At 63.5% G+C, this 19,905-nt stretch carries 19 protein-coding genes; 3 read left to right on the top strand and 16 right to left on the bottom strand.

The genetic code is table 11. The annotated features are described in order from the left end of the window. Nucleotides 1-2 precede the first annotated feature (2 nt). Genes GN112_RS10225 through GN112_RS10205 form a run of 5 tightly spaced genes read right to left on the bottom strand, consistent with a single transcriptional unit; the run spans nt 3 to nt 6,435 of the window. A complete protein-coding gene (locus tag GN112_RS10225; protein WP_155310128.1) occupies nt 3-410 on the bottom strand; it encodes an acyl-CoA thioesterase in 408 nt (135 codons plus the stop codon). Further along, nucleotides 407-1,774 carry a class I adenylate-forming enzyme family protein gene (locus GN112_RS10220; RefSeq protein ID WP_155310127.1) on the bottom strand — a complete coding sequence of 456 codons (1,368 nt, stop codon included), beginning with the start codon at nt 1,772-1,774 and terminating at the stop codon, nt 407-409. The genes GN112_RS10225 and GN112_RS10220 overlap by 4 nt, the downstream gene beginning before the upstream one ends. A 3-nt stretch (nt 1,775-1,777) precedes the next feature. Continuing rightward, the gene (locus GN112_RS10215; protein ID WP_155310126.1) at nt 1,778-2,593 is read right to left on the bottom strand and encodes a polysaccharide deacetylase family protein; all 816 of its coding nucleotides are present in this window, start codon (nt 2,591-2,593) and stop codon (nt 1,778-1,780) included. Beyond that, on the bottom strand, nt 2,593-5,691 hold the full coding sequence (locus GN112_RS10210) for an MMPL family transporter (protein WP_155310125.1): 3,099 nt from the start codon (nt 5,689-5,691) through the stop codon (nt 2,593-2,595). Before GN112_RS10210 ends, GN112_RS10215 begins: the two co-directional genes overlap by 1 nt. Before the next feature lie 9 nt (nt 5,692-5,700). Further along, nucleotides 5,701-6,435: a glycosyltransferase gene (locus tag GN112_RS10205; RefSeq protein WP_155310124.1), complete on the bottom strand. Its 735-nt coding sequence runs from the start codon at nt 6,433-6,435 to the stop codon at nt 5,701-5,703. A gap of 343 nt (nt 6,436-6,778) precedes the next feature. On the opposite strand from GN112_RS10205, the gene GN112_RS10200 reads away from it, so the two are divergent. After that, nucleotides 6,779-7,183: a hypothetical protein gene (locus GN112_RS10200; RefSeq protein WP_231716983.1), complete on the top strand. Its 405-nt coding sequence runs from the start codon at nt 6,779-6,781 to the stop codon at nt 7,181-7,183. Here GN112_RS10200 and GN112_RS10195 read toward each other — a convergent pair. The 11 genes from GN112_RS10195 to GN112_RS10145 form a co-directional block, all read right to left on the bottom strand. Beyond that, nucleotides 7,169-8,704, bottom strand: coding sequence for a polyketide synthase dehydratase domain-containing protein (locus tag GN112_RS10195; RefSeq protein WP_155310123.1), 1,536 nt, complete (start codon nt 8,702-8,704; stop codon nt 7,169-7,171). The two genes, GN112_RS10200 and GN112_RS10195, sit on opposite strands and share 15 nt — an antisense overlap. Continuing rightward, on the bottom strand, nt 8,683-9,162 hold the full coding sequence (locus tag GN112_RS10190) for an acyl-CoA thioesterase (protein WP_155310122.1): 480 nt from the start codon (nt 9,160-9,162) through the stop codon (nt 8,683-8,685). The genes GN112_RS10195 and GN112_RS10190 overlap by 22 nt, the downstream gene beginning before the upstream one ends. A 1-nt stretch (nt 9,163) precedes the next feature. Continuing rightward, a complete protein-coding gene (locus GN112_RS10185; protein ID WP_155310121.1) occupies nt 9,164-10,429 on the bottom strand; it encodes a beta-ketoacyl-[acyl-carrier-protein] synthase family protein in 1,266 nt (421 codons plus the stop codon). Nucleotides 10,430-10,463: 34 nt separating this feature from the next. Beyond that, nucleotides 10,464-11,711: a beta-ketoacyl-[acyl-carrier-protein] synthase family protein gene (locus GN112_RS10180; RefSeq protein WP_155310120.1), complete on the bottom strand. Its 1,248-nt coding sequence runs from the start codon at nt 11,709-11,711 to the stop codon at nt 10,464-10,466. Between the two features lie 11 nt (nt 11,712-11,722). Continuing rightward, nucleotides 11,723-12,721 (bottom strand): radical SAM protein, encoded by a 999-nt coding sequence (locus GN112_RS10175; protein ID WP_155310119.1) that lies wholly within the window; start codon nt 12,719-12,721, stop codon nt 11,723-11,725. A gap of 20 nt (nt 12,722-12,741) precedes the next feature. Continuing rightward, on the bottom strand, nt 12,742-13,839 hold the full coding sequence (locus GN112_RS10170) for a radical SAM protein (protein WP_231716982.1): 1,098 nt from the start codon (nt 13,837-13,839) through the stop codon (nt 12,742-12,744). A gap of 99 nt (nt 13,840-13,938) precedes the next feature. Continuing rightward, on the bottom strand, nt 13,939-14,214 hold the full coding sequence (locus GN112_RS10165) for an acyl carrier protein (RefSeq protein ID WP_155310118.1): 276 nt from the start codon (nt 14,212-14,214) through the stop codon (nt 13,939-13,941). A 14-nt stretch (nt 14,215-14,228) separates the two neighbouring features. Next, nucleotides 14,229-14,582, bottom strand: coding sequence for a 3-hydroxyacyl-ACP dehydratase FabZ family protein (locus tag GN112_RS10160; RefSeq protein ID WP_162458868.1), 354 nt, complete (start codon nt 14,580-14,582; stop codon nt 14,229-14,231). A 150-nt stretch (nt 14,583-14,732) separates the two neighbouring features. Further along, nucleotides 14,733-16,082, bottom strand: a complete 1,350-nt coding sequence (locus GN112_RS10155; protein WP_155310116.1) for a lipid biosynthesis B12-binding/radical SAM protein — start codon at nt 16,080-16,082, stop codon at nt 14,733-14,735. Continuing rightward, nucleotides 16,079-18,244 (bottom strand): beta-ketoacyl synthase N-terminal-like domain-containing protein, encoded by a 2,166-nt coding sequence (locus tag GN112_RS10150; RefSeq protein WP_155310115.1) that lies wholly within the window; start codon nt 18,242-18,244, stop codon nt 16,079-16,081. Before GN112_RS10150 ends, GN112_RS10155 begins: the two co-directional genes overlap by 4 nt. Next, entirely contained in the window at nt 18,241-18,507 is a 267-nt protein-coding gene (locus GN112_RS10145; protein WP_155310114.1) for a phosphopantetheine-binding protein, read from the bottom strand. The genes GN112_RS10150 and GN112_RS10145 overlap by 4 nt, the downstream gene beginning before the upstream one ends. 147 nt (nt 18,508-18,654) lie before the next feature. On the opposite strand from GN112_RS10145, the gene GN112_RS10140 reads away from it, so the two are divergent. Both GN112_RS10140 and fabG read left to right on the top strand, forming a co-directional pair. Continuing rightward, nucleotides 18,655-19,095, top strand: coding sequence for a hotdog family protein (locus GN112_RS10140; RefSeq protein WP_155310113.1), 441 nt, complete (start codon nt 18,655-18,657; stop codon nt 19,093-19,095). 36 nt (nt 19,096-19,131) lie between these two features. Next, nucleotides 19,132-19,884 carry a 3-oxoacyl-ACP reductase FabG gene (fabG, locus tag GN112_RS10135; protein WP_155310112.1) on the top strand — a complete coding sequence of 251 codons (753 nt, stop codon included), beginning with the start codon at nt 19,132-19,134 and terminating at the stop codon, nt 19,882-19,884. Nucleotides 19,885-19,905 lie beyond the last annotated feature (21 nt).

Below are 19,905 nucleotides of genomic sequence, written 5' to 3'. Positions count from 1 at the left end.
GCTTAAAACCCCAGCGCCCGGGTGATCTCCGGGGGAATTTCGAACTCCATCTCCATCTTCGGCAAGTGCACGGCCAGTTGTTCGCTGTTGCCCCGGGCGCAGAGGGTGTCATCGGTGACCAGGCGGATGGAGAAGTTCATGGCGATCTTGTAACGCGCTTCGGTGACTTCGGCCCGGCAGATGAAATCGTCGAAGTGGCGCAACGGGGCGATATGCTTGATTGACGAGCGGGTGACCGGAAAGACCACCTGTTTGCTGACCATATAATCGTACAGATCGACCCCGGCGTCGGCGAAGAGGCCGAAGCGGGCTACGTCAAAATATCTCAGGTAGTTGCCGTGCCAGACCACCTGGAGCGGGTCCAGGTCGTGGAAGGCGACTTTCATCCGGGTTTCGTAGGTGTAACTCATGATTCCTTAAAAAACATCTCGATCTGGCGGCGATCGTATTTGCCCGCTGCGGTGATCGGTATCTTGTTCACGATTTTGATCCGGCGGGGCCGGGCATAGGGCTCCAGCGCGGTCTCCAACCGGGCATTCAGTTCGTCCCCATCGACTGCTCCTTCGACCACGGCCACGATCAGGTTCTCCCTGGCGCGGCCCACGGGCAATGCCGTGACCAGCGCTTCGCTGACCCCATCGTGCTGCAGGATCCGGTCACGCACCTCGGCCAGGTCGACCCGTTTGCCGCCGACTTTGACCACACTGTCGGACCGGCCGGTGAGCATGAAGCGATCCGGGGCGGTGAAGACCGCGCGGTCGCCAATGGCATAGTACCCCGCCGCGTCCAGGGGCAGGTTCGGCGAAAGGAAGTCGGAACGCACCCAGAGGTTTTCATCGACCCGTTTGACGGTTACCGGCCGGAAGGTCGTAAAATCGGTTTCGCCGAGGAAGCGGTTGCGCGATGCCACGCCGCCCGTTTCGGTGGAGCCGTAAACCTCGTTGACGCCCACCTGGTTCCGGGCGCCGAAGGCTTCGGCATCGGCCTGTTCCAGCATACCGGCCGACGAGAAGGCCAGCCGTACGGGCAATGCTTTGCCGGCGTGTACCGTGAGGGCCCGGTAGTGGGCCGGCAGGCTGATCAGCATGGTTGCCCGGTGCTGCAGGACCGCGTTTTCGATCTCCGCGGGAAATGAGGGCGTGCCGGGGGCGATGGTGGCCGATGCGGCCAGGGCGGCCAGGATGCCGTAGAGCAGCCCGTAGATGTGCAGCGGCGAGGCGGTGGAGACGATACTGTCGGTATCCGTCACACCGTAGGTCTCGACGATGTTGAGGGTTTCGGCCAAGAGGTTGCGTACCGTCTTGGGCCAACTGCGCGGCGTTCCCGTGGATCCACCGGTAAACAGATCGATCCAGGGATCATCCATATCCACAGGGGAGGGCGACGGATCGCAGGGCCACTCGGCCACTTCGCTTTGGGGAACGAAGCGGCGGACACCCGAATCGGGCAGATCCTCGCCGGCGGTGATGGCGCACGCGTAACCGGTCAGGCCGCGGATCTCCTCCAAAACGGATGGCGTCAGGGCATAGGGCAGGATCAGGCGCGGCCCGCCGGCCAGTGCGGCCAGGATGGCGGCACTGGCCGTTGCCCGGTCGTCGGTGCCCAGGCAAACCACTTTTTCTCCTGCCAGGTCACGCAGGATGTGGGCCGCCATGCGGTAGAGGTCGGCGTAGGCCATCCCGGTGTGTACGAATTTTTTTTCAGGGTGTGTCGGACCGGCCGTCAGGCGACGGGTCAGGTCGGCGAGCGTGGACGCCACGGTTGACGAAGACATGCGTTACCTTTCCGCTATTGTTTGGCGGTTGTCAACGGCCTTGCCGATCAACTCGGCCAGCGGCCGGATGGGCAGTTTTTTTGCCTTCAGGCCTTTTACCAATGCCTCGATCTCTACCAGCCAGGCTGCCATCTGGTCAACATGGTAGGGCGGCAGGTCGTGGAGCATGATAACATCCCCCGGCACCGCGCAGGCCAGGATACGCCGGGAGAGGTGGCGGATGGCCCGGTTGCCGAAGTCCCGGGCGCGGCAGCTGAAACCGACCGCCGACAGTCCCAGTGCCGCCAGGACCGGCGCGAGGTGCGGGTAGGTGATGCCCACCGGCGGCCGGAAGACCCGCGGCACGATTCCCAGGCGGGACAATTCGCTCTGTGTGGCGGCGATATCGTCAAACACCCGTTTTCTGCCTCTGAAGGCGATCAATGTGCTGTGTGAAAACGAATGGTTACCCAGCGTGTGGCCGGCATCGGCGATGGCCCGGATCAGTTCCGGATAGGCGCGCGCCCGCTCGCCGGTTACGAAAAAGGTGGCCGGCACCCCGTTGTCCTCCAAAATATCGAGCAGCTGCGGTGTGGTCGCCGGGTCGGGGCCGTCGTCAAAGGTCAGGGCCACGGCAGCACAATTTGTGGCCCCTCGGCTGATCACGGGCACATAGAAACTGCAGCGGTGGCAGAAGGAGGCGCCCGTACAAAGCATCAGGAACAGCACCAGAGGAATCCAGGCCAGCGGTCCGTGGACGATGCCCAGCGCCGTTGCCGCCATCGCCGTGACCACGGCGGTTTTGTGGAACGGGGTGATAGGGTATGGGCGTTTGGGCATCACTGGTCGCCATCGCCCTCCGGTGCCTTGCGGCACCCGAACCAGACCAGTTCCCCGTGGGCATCGGACTGGCGTACGGTCTGCACATCGAATCCGCATTGGTTGATCATGGCCTGGATCGCTTCGTTTGAACGAAAAAAGGTGCGTGGTCCGACCAGGCGGCTTTTCAGTCGATCGATCCACCAGTGCCAGGGAAACCGCCGGGTCGGTGTCATCACGTTGCGGATGATCAGGCGGCCATGGGCACCCAATGCGCCGTGCAACCGCTGGAGCAGCAGCTGAAGATCTTCCGGGGAGAGGAAATGCATCATATCGAGCATGAACGCCCCGTCGGCATGGGATGGCGCATCGGGCAGGGAAGGAGCCAGTCCCGGGATGACGGTACCATCCCCGCCCAGGGCGCGATTGGCCACGCGTACCCGGTTCGGGTCCGGTTCGATACCGTAGACCCGTGCCGTCGGAAAGGTCTCGGCCAACCAGCAGGCCGGCACGCCGAACCCGCTGCCGATATCCAGCAGGGTTTGCGGCGTTGAGGGGAAGTCGATGACCCCATCCAGTTGCCCGAACATGGGATCGAGGCGCATTTTAAAACGCGCGAAAAAACGCACATAGGGTTCCATGGACCGATAGCGGCGGCATACCCGGGCCTGGATGCCTGCGCTGGACGGAAGCGGGGAGGGCTGCCTTTCGACATGGCGGCGCAACAGGGGCGGCAGGATCAGAAAGGCACCCAGGGCCGAATAGCCGATGCCCAGCAAGGAGGTGATCCCGGCGCTTTGCAGCAGGGTATGGTGGGCCAGGGCCAGGACGCCGAAACCCACCAGGGTGGATGCCGAGGTCATGACCACCGCCGAACGGATCAGGGTGAACCCGGGGTGGTCGGCCTTCCCGTAGCGCTGGTAGGCCCGCACCAGGAAGAGCGAATAGTCGATGCCCATGCCCAGGATGATGATGGCCAGCATCAGGCTGGGGATGTCCAGGCGGCGGCCCATCAGGGTCAGGGTGCCCAGGGTGGCCAGCATGGCAAATGCCACCGGCGCCAGGGCGATGAGGGTCAGTTTCAGGTCGGCGAAGAAGATCAGCAGCAGGATCACCACCACCGGTGCGATAATGGCGATCAGCCGGGTAAAGGTGGAGACCATCAACTCACCCAGCTGCCGGGAAAAAAGGGCCGGGTCAAAAATCGTGGCCGTGTTGGCGTAGCGCGCGAAGAAACGCTCTCCGGAGTAGCCGGTCGGCAGGGCCAGGGAGGTGAACTGGCGGTAGACGTTGCTGCCGGCGTCGGCGGAGATGCCCACCAGGGCGAAGAGACTCCGCGGAATGGTTCCGTCATGGCTTGCCGGCAGGGCGGTTTCGGGATGCTCGAGGGTGGCGATAAACGGGGCAAAGGCCCCGTCGGCGAAACCGTAGCGCGTGCCGGCCTGGTTCAGGGTCCGGACCAGGTTGTCCCGGCGGTCGGGGGTCCAGAACGCTTTCCATGCCGCCAGGTTGGCGGCCCGCCGCTCCGGGCCGGGGAAGAGCATGGACGGCAGGAAGGCCTGATCCAGCAGATCGGCATCGGGGTCGCTTTCCAGGCCGGCCAGCAGGCGGTCGTTTTTACGCTGCAGGTCGGCCAGGGTGTCGGCCTCGGTGAGCAGGAACACCTTGCTGAAGATGTTGCCCCACACGCTCATGAGGTGCTTTTCCGCGGCCAGGCTCTCCTGGCTTACCGTGTTCATGGCCCCCACGTCGGCGTTGAAGCCGGGCCGGGCGAAAACGGCCATCCCTGCGGCGAAAAGAACGGCTGCCACAAGCCCCTTGGTGCCCATGGAAAAGAGCCGGTCGGCCAGTTTCGGCAGGGGCAGCCGGCGCGGCCGGGAGGCCGGCAGGGACGGAAAGATGCGCGGGAAGATCAGGTGTACGAAGAGGAATGAAAAGGCGATGCCCATGGCGGCGAACTGGCCCAGCTGGCGAAAAATGTCGAAGCGGCTGACGGTGAGCGCGGCAAAGGCGCCCACGGTGGTCAGGGTGGCCAACAGGCCGATGGCCCAGATCTCCCGGGATGCCTGCTTGCCGTAGGCCTTCTCCGGCCGGTCCAGGAAGAGCAGGTAGGCGATGCCGTGATCCACGGTAATGGAGATGATGGCCCCACCGAATCCCAGCACCATGATCGAAATGGCGTCATGGAACAGGGACCAGACGAAAAAGGCTGTCATGGTGCCGACCAGGGCCGGCAGCAGGGAGAAGAGGCCGATCAGGGGCCGGGGAAAGGCGATCAGCAGCAGGACGGCGATGCCCAGAGTGGCGAAGAGGATTGCGTTTTGCACGTCCCGGCGGATGATCACCTCGTTGTCCAGGGCCGCGCGAAAGGCGCCCACGGGCGTCAGGGTGACCTGGATGCCGCGTCCGGAAAACGCCTGGCCGAGGGATGCGTCGATCTTCTCCAGAGCGGCGGACAGCCGGCGGGCAAAGGCGGTGTCCGTGGCCGAGCCGGTGGGCACGGCCGTGACCAGCAGGTGCCGCCCGTCCGCGGAAATCAACTGGCCCTTGTATACGCGGGCCTTTTGCGACGGCGCCAGAAAGAGCAGGCGCGCCAGCAGGGAGTCTTTCAATGAGAGGGGATCGCGGGCGATATAGGCTGCCTGGCCGATGGCGTCCATCTGCAGAAGGCGCTCCTGCCACCCACCGATGGCGGCATCCACGCTTTCCGGTGTCAGCAGCGGGGCCACATCCTTTTCCAGCATGGCGGCGGTGAACAGCTCCGGCAGGCGGTTGACAACCTGATCCACCAGCCGGGGCAGCTGCTCCTGGATGTCGGTCATGCCCACGCTTTTAAACAGGCCGCTATTTTCCAGACGCGCGCTCAGATCCAGGCCGCAGGCCACCAGAAGGTCCGTATCGTCCCGGTCGATGCCCACGTCGATAGTGATCTGATCCTGCATGGGGTGGTTGCGGAAAATGTGCATGGCGCTGTCCAGCACCGGATCGTCGTGGGGCAGGGAAGAGACGATGTCCGTGTCAATGGCCGTGCGCTTCCAGCCCACATAGAAAAGGACGAGTGCGCCGAGAATAACGGCGATCAGCACGGAGATGTTGATTCGGGAAGCAGATGGCATCATAGTTACCGGTTATCGAAAATAGAGCGCAAGTCCTGCTATCACAGCCATGCCGAGCACATGCACGGCGATCAGCAGCCGGCGGTACCGGCAGATCCACTGGTTGGCCTTCTGGATGCGCATCAGGCCGCCGCAGCGTCTCCTGAACCGGTCCAACCGCAGCTGGCGGGTATTGTCCGAGGCCGAGTCGCTTTGAAAGGCAAAGGCCGGGTAGGCGGCGAAGAAACCACGGTTAAAGCTTGCCAACATAGCATCATAGGGGGCCCCTTGCCATGGTTTTGTGACAATCCGGGTGGCCATCGGGCGGCTCAGCGCATAGGCGTGGGTCAGGGCGCGGTAGGTCACGGCCAGGACCGCCGGATTTTGGGTCCGGTGGCTGCGGCGCACCAGGCAGCCGAAGAAAAACGCCTGCCAGTCGGCGGTGGATGCCAGAAAGGCGATGCATTGGTCGAGCCGCTGGCGGGTAAACCCATCGAAGCGGACATCATCCTCGAAAATGAGGATCGTCCCGGCGCCCTGGGCAAGCCCCCTGGCGATGCAGCGCTGGTGGGATTCGTAAATTCCCTGCTCGCTGTTGCGGGGGTGCTTTTCGACCTCGACGAACGTTACCCGGCCATTCAGTCCCACGGCATCGAACTGCCGCCGGGCCTGGCGCCGCCGGTCGGCGCGATCCTTGAGCGAGATGCAGTAGACGCGGTCGAAATAGTTCCAGCCGGGACGCTGGTTGATCGGTTCAGCCAGTGGCATGGTTGTCTGCAAAGCCCTTTCGCCTGGACCCGAAGGTTTGATGGTCAGGGTAACCGCATTTGGTTATATTTTTGTTGGTGGCGTGATCAGAAACCAACCGCACCGATTAGATCAATGCCAAATGTAAAAATCCAAATGTCAATTGAAGGATCCGGTCGATTATAAAAGGACAGAATACCACCAATTGACATTTTTCATTGGACATTTTTAACCCGTCGCTATCCGGTAAAAAGAGCAACAAAAAGTTAAATGCGGTCAGCCCGGTTTGATGGTCGCCGCCACTTGTGTTAATTTAAACCCATTTTTACGAGTGACTTATCCCTGAAGGCAACCCGAGCATCAGATGCGAATCAACGTACAAAACATGGTCACCCGGCTGAGCCGCATTCCTTTTGTGCGCCAGGCCATTGCCGACAAGGCCGACCTGAGCCCCTTCAAAGAACCGCCCACCCTGCGGGTAATCGTTGGGGTGGGGGCCATCGGATTCAGCTATGTGATCGGCTGGCCCCTGATTGCCGGCCTGGGGGCCCTGTCCATTCATCTGGCACGACCCGCCATCGTCCTGATCGGCGGGCCGGTGGCCTACGGGCTTTCCCACCTGGTTTTTATCTTGGGCATGTACCTGGCCGGGGCCGAATACTCCATGGTTTTTCTGCGCTGGCTGACCCGCGTGGGCATGCTCAAACTGATGGCCCTGACCCGCACATCGCTTCCCAATGAGTTGCCGCCGCCGTCAAATCCGGTTTGACACCGGCTCGGTTACCAGGGTCAGCAGGTGACCGGCCACGCTCAGATGGCGGGCGGTCATCGCCGGTCCGCCGTCCTTTTTAAAACAGCTGGCTGCCTCCCCGATGGAGACCACCGCGATGCGTTCCCAGGCCTCGTTCAGGACCATGCCGAAGGCCTTGGATGCGGCCTCCTTGATGGACCAGACCCTGAGAGCCGCAGGCCCTGCATCCATATCCGTCTGCTGCACGCAGCCCTGTTCGCATGCCTGCATGAACAGGTGGCCGGAGCGCCGGGCGCGGTCGCTGATCGGTTCCACATCGATTCCCACGGCTTTGCTGTGGGCCACGGCCACGCAGAAGCGTTCGTCGTGGGCCAATGAGCAGTGGGCCGGTGCCTTTCCGTCGATGCCCGAAAGATATGGCCGGGGATCATCCGCCACTCCGGTTTCGATGGCTGCCGATGGCCGCTGGTGGTCGTCTCCGGCCAGTTTGCGCCACAGGCGTTTCAGCGCCAGGCGGCCGCCGACATAGCCCTGTCGGCGACGGAGGCCCATATTCGCCATCCGCGCGGCCTCAAGCGCAGAGAGGGCACTGGCGGCAAAGGCGGCCATATGGGCACGCTCGATCAGGACGAGCCCCTGGCAATCCGCCGCCCACAGGCCAAGGGCGGATTCGGGGGCTTTCTCAACGATCCAGCCGGGCGGCCGCCAGGTGCCGCGGCTGACATCGCGCATCTCCACACCCAGGGCGGCCTCGCAGACGTTTCCCGTATGGTCCAGAATCCAGATGTCCACGGTCAGATGGCCGGGGGTGATTGCCTTGGGCACGACCCGGGCCGTGTAGCTTTCATCACCCCGCGTGGGAGAAAAAATGATCCGCCGGCCGATGGCCACGGGAAAGGCCACCCGCCGGGCATGGCGCTGGCCCCAGACGCAGGCGGCGTGAAAGGCGCCGTCCAGGGGAAACCCGGATCCCAGCGGGCCGGGCAGGGCCGAGGCAGGGGAGGGTGCCTGTACCCGGGCCAGGGCGCCGTCCGGGGAGACCACCAGGGGCCGGCAGATGGAACGGAAACCAGGTCCGAAGGGAACCAGTTCGCGGTAGATCACTTCCGGTGCGATGGTGTCGCAAATCCCCTCAATGGCCGCGGCCAGATCCAGGGGCAGGGGCGACGGCGGTTTCCCGGCGCTGCCAACGGTCATCTCGGCGTGGGTGATGCTGCGGCGGATGCCGGCCGATCCGGTTGTAACGGAACGGGTCAGGGCTGCCTGCAGGCCGCCGTCTGATCGCTCGACGATCCGACAGTCGACATCCAGGCTCTCGCGATCGGGGTCGACGGCCAGAAATTTGGGAAATCGGGCGGCGCTCATGTCACCCACGTCCAGTGCCGGCCGGGCGGCCTGGATTCGTCCGGCCAGGATCTGCATGGCCTCCACGGCGGGCAGCACCGGCTGCCCCTGAACGTGGTGGTCTTCCCACCCAGGCTGGGTCCGGATGCGGATGGCCGCTTTGCCGGGCCGGTCTATTCGGGGAAGATCTCCCATAGGTGCACGGTCTTTTCATCGATTCCCACCGGTATGCCCGCGGCATTGACGGCGCAGTGGCGGGTGAATCCGGTGCAGACCAGATCGCCGCTCTCCGCGTGGGTAATCACGTAGTCGAATTGAAGTTTGACCCGCTGGCGCTCGCCGGGCCGGGTGAAGATGTACATGGCGTCGTCATAGTAAAGGGGGCGGTAATAGTCCAGGCCGGTGGCGATGATCGGATAGGTGAACCCGCTCTCCTCGATCTCACGGTAGGGGTAGGCGGCCTCGCGCATGAGCGATGCCCGGCCGAATTCGAAATAGCGCAGGTAGTTGGCATGGTAGACCACCTGGCTGCGGTCCGTGTCGGCATACAGGGTCCTGAGCGAACAGCGGTGCCAGACCCTGCCGCCGGTGGCGTCGCGATAATAGGCCGCCGGCCCTTCCAATGGTTGGGGGATAAATGGTTTGGGCCGCACGTCACACCCCCTTGAAAACGATACAGCAGTTGGTGCCGCCAAAACCAAAGGCGTTGGAGAGAAACACCGTGTGGGGATGGCGGCGGGCCTGGTTGGGAACCAGATCCATGTCGGCGAATTCGGGGTCCGGGATGTGATTCACCGTGGGCAGGACCAGTTCCCGGCGCATGGCCTCGATTCCCAGGGCCGCCTCAATGGCTCCGGCCGCGCCCAAAGTGTGGCCGATCTGGGATTTGTTGGACGATACGGGGATGCGTACCAGGTGTGAACCGAACACGTCGCGCAGGGACTCGATCTCGACCTTGTCGCCCTTGGCGGTGGAGGTCCCGTGGGCGTTGACATATTCGATATCGCCGGGTGTCAGCTCGGCATCGTCGATGGCCTGGGCGATGGCCCGCACAATGGTGGCGCGGTTGGGAAGGGTGAAATGGTGGGCGTCGGAGGTCCAGCCCACCCCCAGTACCTCGGCCCTGGGGGTCAGGCCCAGGTCGGCCATGCGCTCCTCGGCGGCCATGACCAGGATCCCGCCGCCTTCGGCAAGTACGATGCCGCGGCGGTCGATGCTGAAGGGCCGCGACGCCTGGGTGGGATCGTTGAAGGCGCGATCATTGGGATCGACTTTGATGGTGGCCCACATGTTGGCAAACCCCTGGATGATTTCGGGGATCAGGCAGGTCTCCACACCGCCGGCAAGCACGAAGTCACAGTCCCCGTCACGGATCATGCGGGCGCCCAGGGCAATGGCATAGTTGCCCGAGGCGCAGGCCCCCTGGGGGGAGAAGATCGGTCCGGTGAACCCCAGTTGCATGCCGGCCTTGCCCGCTGGCAGGTTGGCGCACAGGTTGGGCAGCAGGTAGGGGCTGACTTTCAGTGGCCCCTTGCTGGTGTAATTCTCGAAGGCGATGCGCAGGGCGTCGCTGCCGTTCAGGGCCGAGCCCACCAGGCAGGCGGTGCGCGGACCGGTTTCGGCGTTGATTTCGAGCCCGGCGTGGGCCAGGGCTCGGATGCACAGGGCCATGGTCAGGAAAACGTAGTCGGCATTCCAGTTGTATAGGTCCTTGCGGTCGAAATAGCCCAGGGCGGCCGGATCCCAGTCGGGCAGTTCGCCGACCACGTTGCTGCGCGACGATGTGTCGCAGCGGCTTACCCGGCGGAACCCGGCCTCGCCGCGCACGGCACGCTGCCAGGTGGCATCCAGGCTGCTGCCCAGGGCGGTGGCGATGTCGTAGCCGACAATGTAGACTCTGCGGTTAAGAGGCGCTCTCATATCAGCTCACAATCGAATGACCGTAACATTCTTCTCAAATCCGGCGAAAGACAATGCAAGCGTTGCAGCCGCCGAAGCCGAAGGCGTTTTTCAGCACGTGTTCCTGGGCCACCGGCCGGCTGCCCTCGGTCACGCAGTCGATGGGGATCTGCGGATCGGGCTGGTGGTTGATCGTGGGCGGCAGCACGCCGCCCTGCATGCCCAGGAAGGTAAAGATCGACTCGATGGCGCTGGAGGCGCCCATGGCATGGCCGATCAGGGATTTGTTGGCCGTGACCGGCGGCATATGCGTCCCGAAGATGTCGCGCAGGGCGTCAAACTCCACCTGATCGCCGACCCGGGTGGAGGCGGCATGGGCGTTGACCGCCTGAATCCGGTCCGCCGCGATGCCGGCATCCTTGATGCTCTCGGTAATGCAGCGGCGCACCGTGGGATAATGGGGGGCCACGAAATGGTGCGCATCCGAGGTCATGCTCCAGCCGGCGATCTCGACGTCGGCGTTTAACCTCCGCTCGCGGGCAAACCGCTTGCCGGCCAGAACGATGCAGCCGGCCCCCTCGGAAACCACGAACCCGCGCCGGTTCACGGAAAAGGGGCGGCTGACCGTCTGCGGCGCCTCTGGCGGTGCGTTTTCCTTGGGCACGTAGGCGCCGTTCATGGTGGCGAATCCGGCCAGGATCGGCTCCACCAGGGCAAAGTCCACGGCCCCGCAGATCACGATGTCGGCGCGATCCTGTGCGATGAGCATGGCGCCGGTAATCATGGAGGTCAGACCGGTGGCGCAGGCGGTGATGGTGGTGGTGATCGGACCGGTGGCGCCGGTGAGCATGGAGACCTTGCCGGCCACCATGTTGATGCAGGCGTTGGGATTGACGCAGGGCAGGGGCAGGCTGCGCGAGGCGATCCACCTGCGATCCGCCCCCAGCACCGCGTCCAGGCCACCGATGGCCGAGCTGTAGGTAACGGCCGTGCGCGGGGCCAGATCGGCATCGATGGCCAGTCCCGCCCGCTCCAGGGCGCGCTGCACGGTCAGCAGGGCGTATTTGAAGAGGGGCGAGATCCAGCGCGCCTGTTCGCGGGGTTTTAGAAACGGATAATCCAGGTGGTCGATGGACGCCACCTGGCCGGCCACCTGTACCGGAAAATCGGGACCCGGCCGGATACGGGTCAGGGCGTCGATGCCGCTTTGACCGGCCAGGGCCCGGCGCCACTGCGCCTCCAGGTCGATGCCCAGGGGCGAAACGGCGTCATAGCCGATGATGACGGCAGGAGTGCGAGACATAGTTCGACGCATCACCAGGGGATAAACTGATAGAGCTTGGCGAACATCTCGTAAATTTCGATCCAGTTCTGAAGGTCCTTGGTGGATCGCATATGGGCACGTTTGTTGACCATCACCCAGCTCATGTGGGCGGCGCCGTCCTTGCAGGTACTGCAGTCGCGTGTCTCTGAGGTGCAGCAGCGGTGCATCGTTTTCAGATCGGACGCCCAGCGGATGAAATTGGTCAGCCGCCGGGGCCGCGGGTCACGGTTGTCCATGGTAATGGTCACCGACGGGCATTCCATCCAGCCGAAAGGCCGCCCCAGCATTTTGCCGGTGGTGATGATTTCGTGATAGTACTTCGAGGAGATCACCGTCTCCGGATAGGCATCCAGCATGGCGTCCATCTCGGCCCGGATGGCGTCCAGCTCTTCGGGCGACCAGGAAAATCCGTCCACCCCCTCGTCGTTGGAGAGCAGCTGCATGTGCACCTTCAACCCCACGTCGCGAATCTTGCGGATAATCCGTTCGGTCTTGCCGATTTGCTTGGGGGTGATGGTGTACAGGTAATAGGTGTAGGGGTCGCCGGCGTAGTGTTTGCTGGAGATGGAGAAGGTGTCCTTACCGCGCAGCACGGTTTCGTCGGTCTCGCTGCCCCACAGGGAGATACCGATCATCATGTCCGGAAAGCGGTCCCGGGGCACCCTGATCAGTCCGTTGGTGGCGCAGAAGGTGGGCAGGCGCTGGTAAAAGGCCTCCACGCGGTCGAGACACAGGGTCGGCTCGCCGCCGATCAGAATGGCCAGATTGACGCCGCGCTGCATTTCGCTGTCGATGAAGGTTTCCCAACGGCCCAGGTCCATCTCCTCATCGGCGGCCTTGTGCTCGCCCGATGAAAAGAAAAAGCAGCCTTTGCAGCGCAGGTTGCAGCGGTTGGTCACATCGTAGATGGAACTGCGGATGTTGAGCTTGGAGATTCTGCGGTAACGTTCATACCAGTGGTCATCCAGCAGCGAGCTGACGGTTTTCATGCAACGGCTCCTCAAAAAAATCAGATCAGATCAAACCCGGGCGGCGACACCAGGTTCTGGCTTAGATTGGCCCCCCGGGGATAGTCGCGTACCCATACGGCAAGGTAGGTGTCGACATAGTCCAGCCAGGAACGGAAGGTGTCCGGATCCGTGGCATGGCGAAAAAGGCGCGCGGTCACCACGGCGCTGCCGGCGGCGTAGTGGCGGCAATCGCTGCAGTCCGTATCGGGCACGCAGCAGGCCGCCTCGCGGTCCCAGCCCAGATCCGTGCGGTACTGGCGGAAGGAGCGGCCCAGGCCCACATCGGTGGACGGATTGCGGCGCGGATAGGAGCAGCCGTAAAGATCGTGCAGCCCCAGGCGGTGGGTGTGGGCCACGGCATTATAACGGGAGTAAACCACGGTTTGCGGATAACGCACCATCAGGTCCAGCATGGCCTGGCGGGTCCGGGAAAGCGAATTGGGTGTGTGCCGCAGGTCGCCGGTATAGCCCACCGGGGCCGAGAACATGTTGAAGGTCACCTGGCATCCCTCCCGGGCCAGCAGCCGGGTCACCGTTTCCGCCTGGTCGATGTTGTCCGGCGTAAAGGTGTAAACGAAGATGGCCCGGGGATCACTGCGGTAGTTGTCGGTCTGCCGGACCAGCATCTCTTTTGCGCCGCGGGTCCGGTAACTGGTTTCGTCGTCACCCCACACGGAGATGTGAAGCCGGTAGCCGATCTCTCCGGGAATCCGTTTCAACCCGTTGGTGGCAATGGCGCCCAGGGGAATCTCGTCAAAGCAGACCTGGCATCGCTCGGGAACCAGGGACGGCTCGGCGCCGGCCAGTACCACAAAGGTGATGCCGCGCGCCTTTTCCGCCTGCATGAGCCTGCGCCACTGCTCCAGATCCGAATTTTCAACGGCATGCTGCTTTTCGCCTTCATAGTAGTAGCAGCCATTGCAGCGGATATTGCACCGCCGGGTCATGTCGTAGGTGGATTCGCGCAGAAAGAAGTAGCGCCGCACCTGTTCCCAGCGGTCGCGGACCACCGGATCGGCGATCAGGTCGGCAAATTTGTATTGAAGGGGCTCCGATGCGGAACCGGAGGCCGGTTGTTCTACACGCTGATGACTCACGGTCGTGCTCCCGGGATGTGTCTGGACGGCGGAACGGCGGTTGTTTCCGGCGGCGTTGCCCCGTGGCAGGCCGCCATACCCATCTCCATCCGATGCCGGTCAGGCGGCAGCGGAATCGAGTTTGTCCTGGATGTACGTCGCGATCAGGCGAATGGTGGTCAATTTGGGGTAGTCGTCTTCATCGATGCGAACGGCGTATTCGTCGCGCAGAACCAGCGCCACCGTGGCCAGATCCATGCTGTCGATGCCCACCTCGTCCACCAGATCCATGTCCGGGTCGAAGGTTTCGGGGGTGACGTCCTCCAGCTTGAGCTCATCAATCATGATTTCGGCAATCCGAAGGGTAATGTTATCCGTGTTGCTGCCAGCTTGCATGTCTTCCGATCTCCTCAATTATCCGTTTCTTCAGTGGTTGTTTCCACTGTCATGGTTCCCGTGGTGACCAGACCGTCCGCCTTTTCCAGGCGAAAGGTGTATACGTTGGCGTTGGCCGGCCGGGGCGTGGCCACAATCGTCACCCGGTCTTCCGGGACAATCATCCGTTTGAAGCGCACGCGGCTCACTTCGGCAATCCGAAGGGGCCGGGACGCGTACCGCCGGATCAGGTCGAAGACCATCTCCAGCTGGGCAATGCCCGGCAGCACCGGCTGGTTGGGGAAATGCCCGTCGAACCAGGGCGAGTCCGGGGCGATGGTCGCCTCGGCGACCCGGTCGGTGGAGTCAGGCATAGTGCGAATTTTCATCTCGTACCACATAAAATTTATCTTTGTAAATCATTGCAAGGCTTTATTCAAGGAAAGAACGGTTTCCCGTAAGAGCTGGCCATGCCTGCGACCATACTTTCTCATAATTGGGTCCCGATTGCGGTTTCCCTGCTGTTTCCGTGGCCGCCTTCAGCGACACAGATATTCCCACAAGGGGCCGCTGTACCCCTTGCGGTACATTCGGGCCGTGATCGTGGTCGTTTCCGGGCTGCCGGCGCCGACCACCCAGTTGATCCGTCCCCGGCTGCGGGCATGGATCGTTTCCATGATTCTGGTGGCGTCGATGTCGGGCGACCGGTAAAATACCGGCGATACCAGATTCTGGCCGGCCCGGATCTGGCCCTGGGCCACGGCCAGGTCGTACAGGCGGGTGTGCGGGTAGATGCGCATGCCGCAGAACATGAACACCACGCAACGCTCCAGCCTTTCGACGTGATCCAGGGTCTCCGTTAGGGTCCGGCCGGTTTCTCCTGGCCCACCGAACAGAAGATAGTGGGCCGTGTGCAGACCGGCCTCCCGGGCCATGCGGTGGGCGTCGAGCACGGCCTGCCGGTTGAACGGTTTGCCGTAAGCCGCCAGCACCGGGTTGCTGAGGGATTCGGTGCCGAATTCCACATGGCTGAGCCCGCAATCGGCCATGATCCGGAAATAGTCCGGTGTCGGTGCCGTGGGCGCGAAGAACGCTCCCCAGGGAATTGCCAGGCCGGCCTTGCGCAAGGCCCGGGCAACCTCGATGCTGTGTGCCGGATCGGCGTTGAAGGCCGAATCGGTGACAAACAGGTAGCGGGCACCGGCATCCTGGAGCTTTACTGCGGTGCGGGCAATCGATGGCGGATCGAGAAGGCGCATGCGGTGGCCTTCGATGTGCGGGTAGGTGCAGTAGACACAGCGAAACGGGCAGCCGCGCTTGGTCTGCAGGTTCAGGATGCCGCCTGTTTTCAGATAGTAATCGAGATGATCCCCATGGGGATCGAAGCGGCGCAGGGTCGCAGACGGCCAAGGCGATGGCGTCTTCGCCGGCCGGCCGCGGACCACGACCCCCTCGACGGCGGCCGGGTCGTCGTCGCGGGACAGGGCATCCAGCAGCAGCGGCAGGCGTTCGCCCTCGCCCATGATACCGTAGTCGGCCTGAAGGGCCTCCATGGTTTCGGTGGGGAAAATCGTGAAGCCGCTGCCTCCCAGGACGATGGGCGCTGCGGTAGCGCGCCGAATGGTCTGAACGAGCTCGGAATACCCGGCCATGAAGCCCACGGGCTGGGAGACATCCGTGTTGTCGGCGTTGCGCAGGGAGATGCCGACGACGTCCGGCACACTGTCACGGATGGCGGTTTCCAGGTCGGTCATGGAGGCCGTTTGGTTCAGGTCGAGGATGCCCACCCGGTGCCGGTCGGCAAGGGCGCCGGCCACGTAATCCAGTCCCAGCGGGTACACCGGATAGGGCTCGTTCAGCTGGTTGGCGGAAATCAGCAGTACGTTCATGGCGCACAGATCAAGGTTGCGGTAATGAAGCGGCCCAGGCCGAGCAGCAGCACGCCTTTGCCGTCCAGATTCATCGGGTGCCCGCCGGTCTCCCCGGCGGCGCAGGTGCCGGTGTTGACCCAGTGGATACCGGCCACCGCGGCGATGGCGGTGGCCGTGGCGAATTCGCCGGTCAGCGGTCGGAAGTCGATGATCGGACCGGAAAAGCCGCTTTGCATCACAAAGCGGTCCAGTTGTTCCATGGCCAGGGCACGGTGGGCGACCGGCATGCCGGCCAGGATGGCCCCGAAACGATCATTCAGCGCGTTGGCGCCGCCCAGGCCGGCAATGGTTGCCTCAATGGCGTCCGGCTGACGGTGGGAGCGGTAGCCGGCCAGGGCGATGCGAACGCCATCGGTGGTATCGCCGCGCCGCAGCAGGATGGCGCCGCCACCGTCGGACAGGCTTGTCTGGCCGGCCGCCGACGGATCGAAAAGCGGCGACAGGGTCGCGTGGGCCTCGTCAGCCCCCATCACCAGCGCCGGGGCGATGGATCCCCGGGTGACCAGATCGGCAGACATAAGTGCCTGTTCGAAGGAATAATCTCCGCCGCTGGTCGTCAGATTGGCCCCTTTGGCCGCCATCAGCATGGCTATCTGGCCGGCCGGCGCGTTGTGCACGGAACCGATGAAATCCATGGGCGAGGGAAACTGGTACCCACTTGCCTGCAGCCGGCTGATGAAATCACTGGTTTCGGACAGTGCGCCCCAGCCGGTGCCCATGCTGATGACCTGCGGCCGGTCCGATTCGGCGACATCCTGGCGCAGTTCCTCGGCCAGGGCCAGGGCGATTTTGGACAGACGCTTGAGGCGGCGCACGCTGCGCGGGTTGAGATCCCGGCAAATCACCGGTTCGCTCAGACAGCCCCGGCAGGTGTCCCGGGCGCTCAGCGCGGCCAGGGTTTCGGCGGTGCGGCCACTGCCGCTCAGGCAGGCGTAACCGGTGACGATCAAGGGCCTTGCCGGTGAGCCGCCGGGTCCGGACCGATCCACCCTGGGTTTTCCGACAACCAGGGCGGCGTTGTTGCCGCCGAACCCGAAGGAGTTGGAGAGTACCGTGCCTACGGAAAGGGACGTGGCCGAGGCGACAGGGGCGAGGCTAAGGGCCGGATCCACGGTTCGGGTGCCCGCGTTGGCCGGCACCACCCCGTTTTGGATGCTCAGGCAGGCGATGCCCGCTTCCAGGGCGCCGGCGGCGCCCAGGGTGTGGCCGGTGAATCCCTTGGTGGAAGATAGCGGCGGCGGTGAGCCATCGAACAGCGCGTTGACGGCCAGGGCCTCGGCGCGGTCGTTGTCCGGTGTGCCGGTGCCGTGCAGGTTGATGGCATCGATCTGTTCGGGGCGCAGACCGGCATCGGCCAGGGCGGCCTGCATGGCGGCCAGTGCACCGGCGCCCTCGGGATGGGGCGTGCTGGGGTGGTGGGCATCGCAGGAGAGGCCGGCGCCGAGCAGCTGCAGATCATCTTTCGAGCGCGGCCGGTCACTGAGCAGCAGCATGGCCGCCCCTTCGCCCAGGGACATGCCACGGCGATCCCGGTCCAGCGGGCGGGCGCCGGCCGGATCGATGACCTGCAGGGACTTGAAACCGAAGTAGGTGAGCCGGCACAGGGCGTCGGCGCCGCCGGCAAGCACGCGTCGCACCATTTTGTGGCGAATCATTGCGGCGGCAACGGCGATGGCCGTGGCACCCGATGCACAGGCCGTGGAAAGGGTGATCAGCGGTCCGCTGCATCCGTAGCGGCGGGCCAAGTCCTCGGCCACGGTGCCTACCCCGTGGTGCCGAAAGGCCCCTGGATCGTCAATCCCTTTTTCCAGGGCAATCTCCGTTGCCGGCATGCCGCCGGTGGTGGTGCCCAGAATGATTGCCTCGGGCGGCTTAATGCATGCGGCCATGGCTTGGTCAGCGGCCAGCCGGGCCAACTGGTGGGTGCGCGGAGGGTCGGAAACGACCGGCAGGTCGGTCAATTCGGCAACGGGCAGGGGGCCGTCAGGGCCGGCGTCGAACAGGGTTAACGGGGTGAATCGTCCATGGTTGTGCCGCAGGGCCAGCGCACTTTCAGCGCTGTCCGATCCCAGTTTGCTGATCATGCCCATGGAAACGATGAAAACCGGGGAATCCGTCAACTGGCCGGCTCCGCGGCGTGGGTCTGGACATAGTCGGCAAGCGACCGCAGGGTGGCAAACACCTTGGCCCCCAGCTCGCGGTTGTTGATCACGACGCCGTAATCCTTTTCAATCATGATCACCATCTCGAGCACATCAATGGAATCGATCCCCAGCGGCCCGCCCACCAGCGGTTCATTCTCGCGGATATCCGTGGGGGCGACATCCGGCAGGTTCAGGATTTCAACGATTTTTTCTTTCAATTCAGCCAACAGTTTTTCCATATGTTTTCCGCAGTCTGTTTCCCGTATCATTATTTACAGGGTTAAAAAAGTATAGTACACCGGCACTCGTCAAGGCGCCCATTGTCTACCTGCTTTCGGTGGCCTTTTCAACGACTTTATGAACCCCTGGTACGGTGACCCGCACGGATGGACATGCTGCCGGAAGGCCTGACAATCGAAGATTTTCTGCCCCATCGGGACGGCATGCTGCTGGTTGACGAGGTGGTCGGGATCAGCACGGAGAAAACCGCGACCCGCTCCATTGTCTCGTCCCGCTGGCCCATGACCGATGCCGACGGCAGCCGGCCACTGATCCTGGTGGAGCTGGCCGCCCAGACGGCGGGGATCAACAACGGCTGGCAGAACCACCTGAACAACGGGCCGGATGCCAATCAGGGGGGCTGGATGGTCGGTGTCAAAGCCGCCCGGTTTTCCGTTGATCGGTTGCCGATCGGAGCCGAAATTATCATCACATCGGAAAACCGGTTCGAATTCGAAGGCTTTTGCGAGGTCCATGCGGTGGCCACGGTCGATGGCGTGCCGGCGGCGGAGATAACCCTGCAACTGATGCAGGCCGAGGCGGCCTGACGGCTGCCTGACAGGGAATAAAAGCGAAAACAGCGCATGTCAGAAAAAACAACCAGCAACCCGACAGACACCCCGGTGGCACTGGTTACCGGTGCCAGCAAAGGGATCGGCCAGGCCATCTGCATCGAGATGGCCCGCAGCGGCTACCATGTGATCGTCAACTACCTGTCGGACCGGGAGGGGGCCGAGACGACCCTTGCCGCGGTGCGGGCGCAGGGTGGGGACGGCGCCTGCATGGGGTTCAATGTGGCCGATGAAACCGAGACCCAGGCGGCTGTGGAAAAGATCCTCTCCACCCACCAGCGTGTGGACGCCCTGATCAACAACGCCGGCCGCGTGGCCGATGAACTGTTCGTCATGATGACGCCGGATAAATGGCGCTCGGTGATCGATATCACCCTGCAGGGGTTCTACAACGTGACCCGGCCGGTGCTGGAAAAGATGATCGTCCGCAAAAGCGGGTCCATCGTCTCCATCGCCTCGGTTGCCGGCATCATGGGCAACCGCGGCCAAGCCAACTATGCGGCCGCCAAGGCCGGCCTGATCGGTGCCAGCCGCTCGGTGGCCGCCGAAGTGGCCCGCCTGGGCATTCGCGTCAACGTGGTCGCCCCGGGCCTGATCCGCACCGGCATGATCAAGGACGCGCCGATCCAGAAAATCAAATCGATCATTCCCATGGCCCGCCTTGGCGAACCCGAGGAGGTGGGCCGGGTGGTGCGCTTTCTCTGCTCGGGCGACGCCTCCTACATTACCGGACAGGTGATCAGCGTCAACGGAGGGATGTTCTAATTGCCTTGCCGCCGATGCCGA

It is taken from the genome of Desulfosarcina ovata subsp. ovata (assembly GCF_009689005.1).
GTDB lineage: Bacteria > Desulfobacterota > Desulfobacteria > Desulfobacterales > Desulfosarcinaceae > Desulfosarcina > Desulfosarcina ovata.
Note: the sequence above shows the minus strand (reverse complement) of the source record. Positions and strands in the feature narration are given on the sequence as shown.